Source organism: Kitasatospora sp. NPDC048365, from assembly GCF_043200835.1.
Taxonomy (GTDB): domain Bacteria; phylum Actinomycetota; class Actinomycetes; order Streptomycetales; family Streptomycetaceae; genus Kitasatospora; species Kitasatospora terrestris.
Genome location: NZ_JBICYJ010000007.1, coordinates 105466 through 117544, shown reverse-complemented (window position 1 = coordinate 117544; position 12079 = coordinate 105466). Strand labels below are relative to the sequence as shown.

The following is a 12079-nucleotide window of genomic DNA, read 5'->3' as shown; positions in this document are numbered from 1 at the left end:
TCGCGGTCACCGGTCGGCTGCCCGGACTCCCCGGTCCGAAACGGGCCGATCACCGGAGCCGGTGCAGGCGGAGCCGACCAGGCGCAGCAGCCCCTCCCGGCCCTCGCGCTGGAGGGCCCGGCGCTGGCGGGCGGCGCCGTTGCCCTCCGCGCCGAACCGCTCCAGCACCGGCAGCACGTACCGCAGGTCGTCGGTTTGGCCGTCGCGCAGGCCGGGCCGGGCCAGCAGCCGGGTGGCGCTGTCCACCGCGCGGCAGGACCGGCCGAGGAGCGGATCCCACACCGGACTGGCGCCACCGCCCCGGGCCGCCTGCCAGACGGCGGCGGCCAGCACCTCGGGACGGGTCCGGGCCGACGGGGGCCCGCACAGGTCCCCGTCCACGGCGGCCGCGACCAGGGTGCGGACCAGCCCGGCCAGCATGACCGCGTCGTCGACGCCCAACTGCACGTCCATGGCCCGCACTTCCACCGTCGGGTAGCGGTCCGAGCAGCGCACCATCCAGTAGATCCCGCCGCTGTTGCGGATCAGCCCGGTCCGGCGGAGCCGTTCGACCCGCCGGTCGTGGTCGGCCGCGTCGGCGAACTCCGGCGGGACGCCGCTGACCGGCCAGCGTCCGAAGACGACGGTGCGCCAGCTGGCGAAGCCGGTGTCGGCGCCGCCCCACAGCGGCGAGTTGGCGGCCAGCGCGACCAGCAGCGGAAGGGCGGGGCGCAGCCGGTTCTGGACGGTGACCGCGGTCTCCCGGTCCGGGATCCCCACGTGCACGTGCATGCCCGCGATCAGCTGCTCGTCGGTCAGCCGGGGTGCGTCGGCCCGCATCGCCTTGTACCGCGGGACCCTCGTCACGGGTACCGCGAGCCGGTCGGCGAACGGCGCGGCGCCGGTCGCGGCCAGCCGGCAGCCGGCCTCGCCCGCGGCGCCGGCCAGTGCCCGGCGCATCCTCAGCAGGTGGCCCCGGACCTCGTCGAGCCCGTGGCAGACCGGGGTGGCCACCTCGATCTGCGCCTGCAGCAGCTCCGGCTGCACCTCTCCCTCGCGCAGTGCCGGCTGCAGCCCAGCGGCGGCCCGGACCTGCTCGGCGCGGGCAGCCGGGGTCCCGGTCTCCGGGTCGAGCAGCAGGTACTCCTCCTCCACACCGATGGTCAGCATGGCCAGCGGCTACCCCGCGTCACCATTCCGAATCCCGCCCGGTTCAGGGCCGGAACAGCACCTTCACCACGCCGTCCTGCTTCTTCCGGAACATCTCGTACGCGGCGGGCGCCTCGTCGAGCGGCAGGTGGTGGGTGGCGAAGCCCTCGGCGCCGAGCGGGTCGCCGTCGGTGAGCAGCGGCAGCAGGTCCGGGGTCCAGCGGCGGACGTTGGCCTGGCCCATCCGGACGGTGAGCTGCTTGTCGAACATGGTGAGCAGCGGCAGCGGGTCGGTCATGCCGCCGTACACACCGGAGATCGAGATCGTGCCGCCGCGCCGGACCAGGTCGACGGCCAGCCGCAGCGCGCCGAGCCGGTCGACGCCGACGGCGGTCATCAGCCGGGCTGCGAGGGCGTCGGGCAGCAGGCCGGTGAGCCGCTGGCCGGCGGTGGCGACCGGCGAGCCGTGCGCCTCCATCCCGACCGCGTCGACCACGGCGTGCGGCCCGCGCCCGTCGGTGAGGTCCCGGGCCGCCCGCAGGACGCCGTCGGCGCCGAGGTCGTCCAGGTCGAGGGTGTGCACGCCCCGCTCGCGGGCCCGTCGCAGCCGTTCGGGGACGAGGTCGACGCCGATCACCGTCTCGATGCCCAGGTGGTGGGCGATCCGGGTGCACATGTCGCCGATCGGGCCGAGGCCGAGGACGGCGAGGCTGCCGGCGTCCGGGACGTCCGCGTAGCGCACCGCCTGCCAGGCGGTCGGCAGGACGTCGGAGAGCAGGACGAACCGGTCGTCCGGCGGGCCTTCGGGCACCACGACCGGCATGGTGTCGCCGAACGGGACCCGGAGCAGTTCCGCCTGTCCGCCGGGCACCTGCCCGTACAGCCGGGTGTAACCGAACAGGGCGGCGCCGCTGCCGTGCTCGCGCACCTGGGTGGTCTCGCACTGCGACTGCAGGCCCTGCGCGCACATGAAGCACGTCCCGCAGGAGACGTTGAACGGGACCACCACGCGGTCCCCGACCGCGACGCTCCGCACGTCCGGGCCGGTCTCGCGGACCACGCCCATCGCCTCGTGGCCGAGGACGTCGCCCGGGTCGAGGAAGGGCCCGAGCACCTCGTACAGGTGCAGGTCCGAGCCGCACAGGCCGGTGGTGGTGACTTCGACGATCACATCCGTGGGCTGCTCGATGCGCGGGTCGGGCACGGTCTCGACCCGGACGTCGCGCCGCCCGTGCCAGGTCACGGCTTTCATGGGTGACTCCTCGACTCAACTCGCGCGGGGCTGCGGCTCGTTGTTCCGCCGCCCGGCGAGGCGGCCCAGGGCGGTGAGCCGGTGGACGGTGCTCCCCGGGCCGTGGTGGCCCGCCGCGCGGGTGCCGGGCACGCCGTGTTCGGGGGCGGTTCCGGGCGGGGGCAGCAGGCGGGCGGCGATCGCCAGCAACCGGCCGGTGGTGGCGGGCGCCACGCCGTGGGCCAGGACGCCGGCACGGGCCAGCGGGGTGAGGACGAGTTCACGGCGCCGCAGTTCGACCGCGCGGACGATCCGCCGGGCGGCCCGCTCGGCGTCCATCGACACCAGCGGCAGCGACGCGGCGGTGGCGAACCAGGCGTACTCGCGGCCCGCCTGGCCGGAGAACTCGGCGGCGGTCGGCGAACCGGTCCGCATCAGGCCGGGCAGCACCGTGGTGACGGCGATGCCGTGCCGGGCCAGCTCGGCCGCCAGGCCCTCGGACTGGCCGGTGGCGGCGAACTTCGCGGCCACGTACGGCAACAGGTGCGGCGCGGGGATCCGGCCGCCGATCGAGGTGACGTTGACGATCGAGCCGCCGCCGCGGGCCCGCATCCCGGGCAGCACGGCCAGGGTCAGCCGCAGCGGTGCCATCGCCATCACCTCGTGCGCCCGCCGGTAGTCGCTCTCGGCCATCGCCTCCACCGGACCGACCTGGATCGTCCCGGCGTTGTTGACCAGCAGGTCCACCTCGGTGCCGAAGCGCTCCCGGACGGCGCCGAGCAGCCGCTCCGGCGCGTTCGGTTGCGCGAGGTCGCAGACCGTCGCCGCGACCTCGCCGGGGCGGTCGGCGAGCTGCTGCCGCGCCCGGTCGAGCGCGGCACCGTCCCGGCCGCACAGCATCACCCGGCATCCCCGGGCCGCCAGTTCCCCGGCGATCAGGAGCCCCAGGCCCCGCGAGGATCCGGTGACCAGGGCTGTCCGTCCCGCAAGCCCGTCCGAGCCGCGCATCGTCCCTCCTCCGTCCGTCCCGCTGCCGTCGCCCCGCGTCTGTCCCGGCGGTCGGAGCCGAAACCGGGGGCGGGGCCTGCCTTCCGCTTCACGTCGGCTCGGCGGGCGTCTCCCCCCGGCCCCCGGCGGCCGGGGCGTGCGCGGGTGTCCCGGCGGCGCCCGCCCGGCGCCGGAAGACCGGCCCTACGCTTCGACCGGGCGGCGGGCCAGGGCGAGCAGGTGGAGGCTGGTGACGGCGAGTTCCGGGTGGGCGTCGGCGCAGCGGGCCGCGGCGAGGGCGGTCCGCAGCGCCTCGGGGCCGAGGTCGCGGGTGCCGCGGCGGCGGGCCTCCGCGCGCAGGGCGGCGGAGGCGGGGCCGTGCACGCCGTGCACCACCACCTCGACCAGTCCGGCGCTCCGCGCCTCCCGGGCCAGGTCGGCGGGTGCGTGGTAGCAGGTGGTCGGCCCGTCCGGCCGGTGCCGCAGGCCGGTGCGGGCCAGCTCGGGGGCGTGGTCGGCCTCCAGGTCGAGCAGTTTGGCGTACCGGTTGAGCGCGGCTGCGGCGACCAGCCCGCCGGGCCGGACGACGCGGCGGGCCTCCTGCCAGGCGCGTTCGCGGTCGGCGGGTTCCGGCAGGTGGTAGAGCGGGCCGAGCATCAGCACCGCGTCGTACGAGCCGTCGGGCTGGGCCAGGTGCCGGGCGTCGCCGACGGTCGCGGTGAGCCCCCGCTCGCGGGCCTGTCGCACGTGCCGCTCGACCGGGTCGACGATCAGGACCCGGTGGCCGTCCTCGGTGAGCCAGCGGGCGTGGATGCCGGGTCCGCCGCCGACGTCCAGCACGGCGGCGGGCGGCGGCGGCAGGTGGGGACGCAACAGCTCCTGCGTCCGCAGCAGTTCGAGCACCCCGGCGGTGCGGCCGGGGCCGAGCCGTCCGGCTTCGTCCCCGTCGTCGTAGAAGTCGGTGATCTCCGGGAGCAGTGCCACCGTCGCCCTCCCCGCCCGTGCCGCGTGTCCGCAGGATGGCACGCCGGACCGGCCCGCACCAGGTCAGTTCCCGCCGTCGGGCGACTCCCGGAGCAGCAGGTTGACGGCGCTCGGCAGGTCGGCGGCGGACAGGGACACGGCGGGGATCTCCTCGGGCGGCGTCTCCCGGGTCGGAACCAGGACCCCGGTCGCGCCGGCGGCGTACGCGGCGCGCAGGTCGGCGCCGAGGTCGCCGACGACGGCCACCCGGGAGGCGTCGACTCCCAGGCACTTCGCGGCGGCGAGGACGAGTCCGGGCGCGGGCCTGCGGCAGTCGCAGCCGTCGCGCGGCGCGTGCGGGCAGACCGCCCACACGTCGAACGCTCCGAACAGATCGTCGACCCGCCGGTTGACGTTCTCCACCTGGCGCCGGTTCAGGATGCCCCGGGCCACCCCGGACTGGTCGGTGACCACACCGACGGCGAGCCCGCGCGAGCGGACCTCGGCGACCGCCTCCCGCGCGCCCGGGATCGGGAACACCGCGCCGGGGTCGTGGTTGTACGCGACGTCCTCGATGAGCGTGCCGTCCCGGTCGAACAGCACCGCCGCCAGCCCGTCCCCGCGCCGGGTGAGCACGGCGGACTGCCGGCGCCGCACCCACGGTGCCTTGCCCGGAGTGTCCGCTCGATGATGCCTGGTCAGGTGTGCCATGCGGGTACGGCTAACCGGTCCGCCCGGCCCGAAACCCCGCCCGGAGCGGCTACGACATCCGGCGGGAGGGCCGGCGCGCGAGCCCCAGCCGGTCGAGCACCATGAGTGCCACCCACAGCAGTCGCATGACCGCCGCCGCCCACCAGGGCAGCCAGAACTGGTCGTCGTACCGGTGCCGCACCGGTTTCATCGCCCGCATGCGGCCAGCATGCCCGGACAGGCCGCCGGGCGGAAGACTGCGGACACGCCCTGTTCACCCCGACGTCAGCGGAGTTCCCCCTCCTCCGCGCGCCCGGAGGGCTCGGAGTCGTCGGCGTGCGCCTCCCACGGTCCGTAGGGTCGGTCGAGCGCACCGAGGAGTTCCTGGCAGTACTCCGCCCGCTCGGCGTCCTCCGCCCGGACCGCGCGGAAGTACGCCGCGACGGTGTGCTTGCCCGCCGCCTCGGCCGCCCGGATCCGCCGACCGGAGCCACGCACCGCGCACACCGATCGGAACTGGAGTTCCATCAGGTCGTACGCCACGTCGCTGTACGCCGCCTCGCCGTCCATCCTCGCTCCCCGTTCCCGTCCGTCCGATCCCGTCCCCCGGCTGCGCGCATGCCCTGCGGCCCGCCGGGCAAACGGCGCGGTTTGCGGCCCGGCCGGCCGGGCAGGCGCGGCACGACGTTCGAGGGACCGGGAGGCCCGACCATGACGGGCGAATCCATCCAGACACCCGACCGGAACGACGGTCTCGACCTGGTCGAGCAGCTGCTCGACGACCACGACCGGCTGCGCACCCGCTTCAGCGCGCTGGGCGGGATGCCCCTGGGCGATCCGCGGCGCCGGGAGCTGGCCGCCGAGGTCGCGGCGGACCTGGCCAAGCACCTGGAGGCCGAGGACCAGTTGCTCTACCCCCTGCTGCGTCGGCGGATGCCGCGCGGCGACACCACCGTGGACGACGCGCTGGAGGAGCACGCCGCGATCCGCTCCCTGATCCGCGAGCTGGGTCCGGTCCGGGTGGCGGCCGCGGGCGGCGGGACGGCGGACTTCGACCGGATGCTGGCGCGGCTGGTGGAGGAGGCGACCGGCCACTTCGGGCACGAGGAGGCCAACCTGCTGCCCGCGCTGCGCGAGGACGTCAGCGCGAACACCCTCGCCGTCCTCGGCGAACGGGCCCGGGCGGTGGAGGCCGCCGCCCCGCCCCTGCCCGGCCCCCAACCGCCCGCCGCCCTGCCGCCCGACCGCCTCCTCCCGCCGGAGCGCCCGTTCAAGGAGAAGCTCCTGGGCAGCGACTCCGTCTGAGCGCGGTCAGAGGCTCTTCTCCTCGGGGTCGGTGACCCACCCGGACATCAGGACCAGGCCGGTGGGGCGGTGGACCGCGAGGAACGCGAACGGCCGGTCCAGCCGGACCTCGGCGCGCAGCACCCGGTGGAGGGCCGCGGGCCGCATCGCCATGCCGCGCACCATCGCGATCGCGGTCACCGCGCCCGCCTCGAAGCCGACGGCGGAGAACTCGGCGACCGCCGCCTGCTTCGCCTCGCTGACCGCCAGCGGGGTGTCGCGGCAGATCCCGCCGAACCCGCCGCGCCCGGCGGCCGCGGCCAGGCCGAACAGTCCGGGGCGCTTGAGCAGGTCGTGGGTCGATCCGACCTTGAAGGCGACGGTGGTCAGTGCGCCGCGGTCCTCGGCCCTCGTCGATTCGACCGGGCCGATCTCCAGTCCGGGCCAGGGCCCGCCGTCGGCCAGTCCGGCGACCGGCAGGCGCTTCGCGGTGCCGGCGACGAGTTCGAAGCCGGCGGCCGTCACGCTGCCCGACGGGACGTCGGCGCCGCCGAGGACGAGGTGGACGTCCACCTCGCCGTCGCCCTGCACCCGGACCTCGGTGACCGGGCCCGCGGAGGTCTCGGCGACGGCGAGCCGCCGCAGCAGCCGCGGCCCCTCCGCCGTCAGCCCGGCGAGCATCCGGCCCTCCCAGGGCCCGGCCGCGGGTCGCAGCGACGCCGGTTTGAACTCCTGCTCCCACCGGGTGCGCACCGACACCGCCGAGGCGAGCACCAGCAGGGTCTCCGGCTTGACCTTCACCGGCATGTGCCGGATCAGACCGCCGGTCTCGGTGTCCGCCCAGTGGTCCAGGAGCCGCTGGTCGGCGCCGGCGTCGCCGCTGAGCCGTCCGAGGACGGCCGGCCCGAGGGAGCGCGCCCAGCCGGGCTCGACGGTGAGCGCGTCGGCGGTCCACAGACCGAGCGCGGTGCCGCAGCCGGGCACCTCCCGTACGGCGGACAGGAGTTCGCGGGCCATCTCGGCCGCTTCCCCGGCGGGCACGCCGAGGGCCTGTTCCAGTTCGGCCCGCACGTGCGGGTCGGCGCCGGCGGCCAGCATCCCGAGCAGTGGCCAGACCCCGAGCGCGGTCCAGACCTCCCCCGGCCCGCCGCCCAACTCCCGTGCCCAGCGCGCCCCCAGCGCATTGACCTGTTCGACTCCGCGCACCACACCACTCCTCCGCGAGCGACCACCGACCGTCAGGGACATCCTGCCGCCGGAGGGCGCCCGGCGTCGCCCCCGTCCCATGCCACCGGCATCTCCACGTCAACTTGCCCGCAACCGTACACATCCGATCTTGCGTCAATCTGTAAGGTTTTTTGCACAGACCCGTGGACTTCCTGCCGTCCAGCCCCCTACGCTCGGCACGCCCGGCCACCACCCGGGCCCATTCCCCCGCAGGAAGCACGGTCATCCATGCAAAATCCCCCCACCCGTGGCAGGCGGACCGTCGCCGCGCTGACCACTCTCGCCCTGGGCGCCACAGGCGTGTTGACAGCCGCGTTCGTCACCGCCGGCACCGCCCACGCCGCCGCGGTGCCCGCGCTGTCCCCGGTGGGCGTGCCGGGGCGCGGCGCCACCGTCCCGTTCATCGAGCAGGAGGCCGAGTACGCGGCCACCAACGGCTCCGTGGTCGGCCCCGACCGGCAGTACGGGCACCTGGTCTCGGAGGCCTCGGGCCGCCAGGCCGTGACGCTCAACTCGGCCGGCCAGTACGTCGAGTTCACGCTCACCGCACCGGCCAACTCGATCGACTTCCGCTACAGCCTGCCGGACTCCTCGGACGGCAAGGGCCGCGACGCGTCCATGGACCTGCTGGTCAACGGGCAGAAGCTGAAGAGCGTCGACGTGACCTCCAAGTACAGCTGGTACTACGGCGGTTACCCGTTCAACAACAACCCGGGCGACAGCAACCCGCACCACTTCTTCGACGAGACCCGCACCCTGCTGGGCTCGACCTACCCGATCGGGACGAAGATCCGGCTGCAGGTGTCCTCCACCGCGCAGTCGCCGAGCTTCACCATCGACCTGGCGGACTTCGAGAACGTCGCCGCGCCGATCGCCAAGCCCGCGAACGCCATCGACGTGGTCGCGGACTTCGGCGCCGACCCCACCGGCGCCACCGACTCCACCGCCAAGTTCCAGTCGGCGGTCAACGCCGGTGCGGCGCAGGGCCGGACGGTCTACATCCCGCAGGGCAACTTCACCCTGTACGACCACGTGGTGGTCGACAAGGTGACGCTGGCCGGCGCCGGCCCCTGGTACAGCGTGCTGGGCGGCCGCGACCCGATCAACCGCAACCGCGCGGCCGGCATCTACGGCAAGTACGTCGCGGGCGGCGGCTACGGCGGCGGCATCCGCTCGCACGAGGCCGGCGGTCCGAGCCAGAACGTCACCCTGAAGGACTTCGCGATCATCGGCGACGTCCGCGAGCGGGTCGACGACGACCAGGTCAACGCGCTCGGCGGCGCGATGTCCAACTCCACGGTGGACAACCTGTGGATCCAGCACACCAAGGTCGGCGCCTGGATGGACGGTCCGATGGACCGCTTCACCATCAAGAACAGCCGCATCCTGGACCAGACCGCCGACGGCGTGAACTTCCACACCGGTGTCACCAACTCGACCGTCACCAACACCTTCCTGCGCAACACCGGTGACGACGGCCTGGCCTCCTGGCCGGAGCGGGTGGCGAACGTCAACGACAGCTTCACCCACAACACCGTGGTGCTGCCGATCCTCGCCAACAACATCGTCACGTACGGCGGCAAGGACTTCACCATCTCGGACAACGTGATGGCCGACACCATCACCAACGGCGGCGGCCTGCACATCGCCAACCGCTACCCGGGTGTCACCTCCGGCAACGGCACCGCCGTCTCCGGCACCATCACCGCGGCCCGCAACACCCTGATCCGCACCGGCAACAGCGACTACAACTGGCAGTTCGGCGTCGGCGCGATCTGGTTCGACGGCCTGAACGAGCCGGTCACCGGCGCGACCATCAACATCACCGACACCGACATCCTGGACAGCTCCTACGAGGCCATCCAGACCATCGAGGGCGGTGTCACCGGCGTCAACATGACCAACGTGAACATCGACGGCGCGGGCACCTACGCCATCCAGGCACAGGCCAACGCCCAGATGAAGTTCACCAACGTCAAGGCCAAGAACATCGCGCAGGCCGCCACCCCGATCCACAACTGCGTCGGCACCGGCTTCCAGATCACCGACGGCGGCGGCAACTCCGGCCTGACCGGCTCGACCTGCACCGGCCAGTGGCCGGCCCCGGTCTGGACGTACAACGGCGTTCCGGTCGGCGGCGGTTCGACCTCCTCGCCGTCCCCGTCGCCCTCCACCTCCACCCCGGGCTCGCCCTCGCCGTCCCCGTCCACCAGCACCCCGGTCTGCCCGAGCGGCACCGGCAACATCGCGCAGGGCAAGTCCGCGACCGCCTCCGGCACCAACGGCGGCTTCGGCGCGGGCAACGCGGTCGACGGTGACGCCAACTCCTACTGGGAGAGCGCCAACAACGCCTTCCCGCAGTGGATCCAGGTCGACCTCGGCTGCAACGTCAGCCTCTCCCGCGCCGTCCTCAAGCTCCCCCCGGCGAGCGCCTGGGCCACCCGCACCCAGACCCTCACCGTCCAGGGCTCCACCGACGGCACCACCTTCACCACCCTGGCCGGTTCCACCGGCTACACCTTCGACCCGGCGACCGGCAACACCGCCACCGTCAACCTCCCCGCCACGCCCACCCGCTACCTGCGCGTGAGCATCACCGGCAACACCGGATGGCCCGCCGGCCAGCTCTCCGAGCTCCAGGCGTTCACCTCCTGACACCGTCCTGCCCCGGGCCCTGACGACCAGCGCGTCCCAGGACCCGGGGCACGGACGGCCACGATCCCGCCCGGCCCCCACGCCGGGCGGGATCACGGCTTTCCGGCCGCCGTCAGCTGCGCAGCCGGTTCCGGACCCAGCTGACCGGGCTGCCGGCCGGGTGGGCGGGCGGCGCCTCCCGCTCGTCCTCGGCGGTCAGCGTCTCCGGCGGCGGCCCGGGGTTCACCGGGCGGTCGACCCGGCCTCCGGCGGTGGTCGGCGGCTCGGCGTAGGGCTGCGGCTCGGCGTAGGGCTGCGGCGGGGCCGCGGGAGCAGGGGCGCCGGTCGGTCCGGTGGCGTACCGCCGCCGCAGGCGCCGGGTGGTGCCGGCGAGGATCATCGCGATCGCGAGGCCGGTGACCAGCGTCACGCCGATGCCGGCCAGGAACGCGCCGAGCGTGTTCACCGTGCCGAGCTCGTTGTCGAGGAGCGTCACGGTGTAGTCCGGTCCGCCGGAGAGGTTCTGGGCGACGACGAGGCCGGTGAAGGCACCCGTGGCGGCGAGCAGGAGAAGTCCCAGGACGAGCATGGCCGCCCTCCTTTCGTGGCCCTGCGCGCCTGCCCGCCCACGCGGCGTCCAATCGTCCGTCCGGAACCGCGTCGAATAAATCGCTTGCGCCCTCCGCAGCGTTCGCTAGGGTGATCCCCGCAGTCCGAGTTCGGAAGATCGAGAAGACCGAGGAGGTGTGTCCGCATGGTTGCCGCCCTGTCGCGGCGCGCTTTCCCCTGCGCGCCATACGCCGTCTTCCTCTTCCAGACCTCGCCCACCGGCTGACGCCGCGTCGCCCCTGTCGACGCACCCGGTGGGCCGTTCCCACCAGGAGCAACTGCAGTGCGCGAGCGCTTTGCCGACAGCGATTCCTTCTCCCGTATCCGCCCCAAGGGCGCTTCCCGGCGCGGCCGCCGGGACGAGCGGTTCGACGACGTCGAGCCGGAGTGGTTCCCCACCGAATTCTCCGAGTACTTCGCGGACACCGACGCCTCCGGCTTCGAGGACGACGGCTCCGCCTTCACCGCCCCGGTGACCGACGGCCCGCCCACCGGCGACCGCTGGTCCACCTGGGACCAGTCCACCCCGACCGAGAAGGGCCCCGAGCCCCGTCCCGACTGGGTGGTGACCGAGCTCGCCGCGGTCGACACCGAGCTCGGCATCGTCAAGACCGGCAAGGAGGCCGACGTCTTCCTGCTGGAGCGCGGCGTGCCCGGCACCGAACGCCGCACCCTGCTCGCCGCCAAGCGCTACCGCGACGCGCAGCACCGGATGTTCCACCGCGACTCCGGCTACCTGGAGGGCCGCCAGCACAAGGAGTCCCGGATCACCCGCGCAATGGCCAAGCGCACGTCCTTCGGCAAGGAGGCGATCGCCGGCCAGTGGGCGGCCGCCGAGTTCGGCGCGCTCTGCCGGCTCTGGTCGGCGGGCGTCGCGGTGCCGTACCCGGTGCAGATCCTGGGCACCGAGATCCTGATGGAGTTCGTCGGTGACGGCACCGGCGCCGCCGCGCCGCGGCTCGCCCAGCTGCGCACCGAGGAGGCCGACGTCGAGGACCTCTGGGAGCAGCTCGGCCGGAGCCTGTCCGTGCTGGCCCGCGAGGGGTACGCGCACGGCGACCTCTCGGCGTACAACATCCTGGTCCAGGACGGCCGACTGGTGATCATCGACGTGCCGCAGATCGTCGACGTGATCGCCAACCCGCGCGGCCGCTCCTTCCTGGAGCGGGACGTGCGCAACGTCGGCGCCTGGTTCGTCTCCCGGGGCCTGCCGGAGGCCCGGGTCGGCGAGCTGGTCGACCTGCTGGCCTTCGACGCGCGGCTCGACTGACCGCGCGGGGCGGCGGGTTCGGGACGGGCCGCTCCGGCAAGACGCCGGGGCAGCCC

At 74.3% G+C, this 12079-nt stretch carries 12 protein-coding genes; 3 read left to right on the top strand and 9 right to left on the bottom strand.

Translation table 11 applies throughout. The annotated features are described in order from the left end of the window. Window positions 1-6: 6 nt before the first annotated feature. The 7 genes from ACGFX4_RS09635 to ACGFX4_RS09605 form a co-directional block, all read right to left on the bottom strand. Entirely contained in the window at window positions 7-1149 is a 1143-nt protein-coding gene (locus tag ACGFX4_RS09635) for a glutamate--cysteine ligase (RefSeq protein WP_393071444.1), read from the bottom strand. Window positions 1150-1192: 43 nt separating this feature from the next. Then, a complete protein-coding gene (locus ACGFX4_RS09630) occupies window positions 1193-2380 on the bottom strand; it encodes an alcohol dehydrogenase catalytic domain-containing protein (protein WP_393071443.1) in 1188 nt (395 codons plus the stop codon). Window positions 2381-2395: 15 nt separating this feature from the next. Next, the gene (locus ACGFX4_RS09625) at window positions 2396-3367 is read right to left on the bottom strand and encodes an SDR family NAD(P)-dependent oxidoreductase (RefSeq protein ID WP_393071442.1); all 972 of its coding nucleotides are present in this window, start codon (window positions 3365-3367) and stop codon (window positions 2396-2398) included. Between the two features lie 183 nt (window positions 3368-3550). After that, the gene (locus ACGFX4_RS09620; protein WP_393071441.1) at window positions 3551-4330 is read right to left on the bottom strand and encodes a class I SAM-dependent methyltransferase; all 780 of its coding nucleotides are present in this window, start codon (window positions 4328-4330) and stop codon (window positions 3551-3553) included. A 63-nt stretch (window positions 4331-4393) separates the two neighbouring features. Further along, complete coding sequence (locus ACGFX4_RS09615; protein WP_393071440.1) at window positions 4394-5020, bottom strand: D-glycero-alpha-D-manno-heptose-1,7-bisphosphate 7-phosphatase; 627 nt, start codon at window positions 5018-5020, stop codon at window positions 4394-4396. Between the two features lie 49 nt (window positions 5021-5069). Continuing rightward, a complete protein-coding gene (locus ACGFX4_RS09610) occupies window positions 5070-5219 on the bottom strand; it encodes a hypothetical protein (protein ID WP_393071439.1) in 150 nt (49 codons plus the stop codon). A gap of 65 nt (window positions 5220-5284) precedes the next feature. Beyond that, window positions 5285-5569 carry a hypothetical protein gene (locus tag ACGFX4_RS09605; protein WP_393071438.1) on the bottom strand — a complete coding sequence of 95 codons (285 nt, stop codon included), beginning with the start codon at window positions 5567-5569 and terminating at the stop codon, window positions 5285-5287. 141 nt (window positions 5570-5710) lie between these two features. Between ACGFX4_RS09605 and ACGFX4_RS09600 the strand changes: the two genes are divergently transcribed. Next, on the top strand, window positions 5711-6304 hold the full coding sequence (locus ACGFX4_RS09600; protein ID WP_393071437.1) for a hemerythrin domain-containing protein: 594 nt from the start codon (window positions 5711-5713) through the stop codon (window positions 6302-6304). Between the two features lie 6 nt (window positions 6305-6310). On the opposite strand, the gene ACGFX4_RS09595 is transcribed toward ACGFX4_RS09600, so the two are convergent. Beyond that, window positions 6311-7489 (bottom strand): serpin family protein, encoded by a 1179-nt coding sequence (locus tag ACGFX4_RS09595; RefSeq protein WP_393071436.1) that lies wholly within the window; start codon window positions 7487-7489, stop codon window positions 6311-6313. Window positions 7490-7738: 249 nt separating this feature from the next. Here ACGFX4_RS09595 and ACGFX4_RS09590 point away from each other — a divergent pair, with 249 nt between their 5' ends. After that, a complete protein-coding gene (locus tag ACGFX4_RS09590; RefSeq protein ID WP_393071435.1) occupies window positions 7739-10165 on the top strand; it encodes a discoidin domain-containing protein in 2427 nt (808 codons plus the stop codon). A 112-nt stretch (window positions 10166-10277) separates the two neighbouring features. Here the strand turns inward: ACGFX4_RS09590 and ACGFX4_RS09585 are convergent, their stop codons facing one another. Further along, window positions 10278-10733, bottom strand: a complete 456-nt coding sequence (locus ACGFX4_RS09585) for a hypothetical protein (protein ID WP_393071434.1) — start codon at window positions 10731-10733, stop codon at window positions 10278-10280. 303 nt (window positions 10734-11036) lie between these two features. Here ACGFX4_RS09585 and ACGFX4_RS09580 point away from each other — a divergent pair, with 303 nt between their 5' ends. After that, a complete protein-coding gene (locus ACGFX4_RS09580) occupies window positions 11037-12023 on the top strand; it encodes a serine protein kinase RIO (protein ID WP_393071433.1) in 987 nt (328 codons plus the stop codon). Window positions 12024-12079: the final 56 nt, after the last annotated feature.

Excerpts from the sequence above, each read along its gene's own strand:
- ACGFX4_RS09590 (WP_393071435.1), top strand. The coding sequence starts at position 7,739 with ATGCAAAATCCCCCCACCCGTGGCAGGCGGACCGTCGCCGCGCTGACC.
- ACGFX4_RS09630 (WP_393071443.1), bottom strand. The coding sequence starts at position 2,380 with ATGAAAGCCGTGACCTGGCACGGGCGGCGCGACGTCCGGGTCGAGACC.
- ACGFX4_RS09585 (WP_393071434.1), bottom strand. The coding sequence starts at position 10,733 with ATGCTCGTCCTGGGACTTCTCCTGCTCGCCGCCACGGGTGCCTTCACC.
- ACGFX4_RS09635 (WP_393071444.1), bottom strand. The coding sequence starts at position 1,149 with ATGCTGACCATCGGTGTGGAGGAGGAGTACCTGCTGCTCGACCCGGAG.
- ACGFX4_RS09610 (WP_393071439.1), bottom strand. The coding sequence starts at position 5,219 with ATGCGGGCGATGAAACCGGTGCGGCACCGGTACGACGACCAGTTCTGG.
- ACGFX4_RS09625 (WP_393071442.1), bottom strand. The coding sequence starts at position 3,367 with ATGCGCGGCTCGGACGGGCTTGCGGGACGGACAGCCCTGGTCACCGGA.
- ACGFX4_RS09605 (WP_393071438.1), bottom strand. The coding sequence starts at position 5,569 with ATGGACGGCGAGGCGGCGTACAGCGACGTGGCGTACGACCTGATGGAA.
- ACGFX4_RS09600 (WP_393071437.1), top strand. The coding sequence starts at position 5,711 with ATGACGGGCGAATCCATCCAGACACCCGACCGGAACGACGGTCTCGAC.
- ACGFX4_RS09615 (WP_393071440.1), bottom strand. The coding sequence starts at position 5,020 with ATGGCACACCTGACCAGGCATCATCGAGCGGACACTCCGGGCAAGGCA.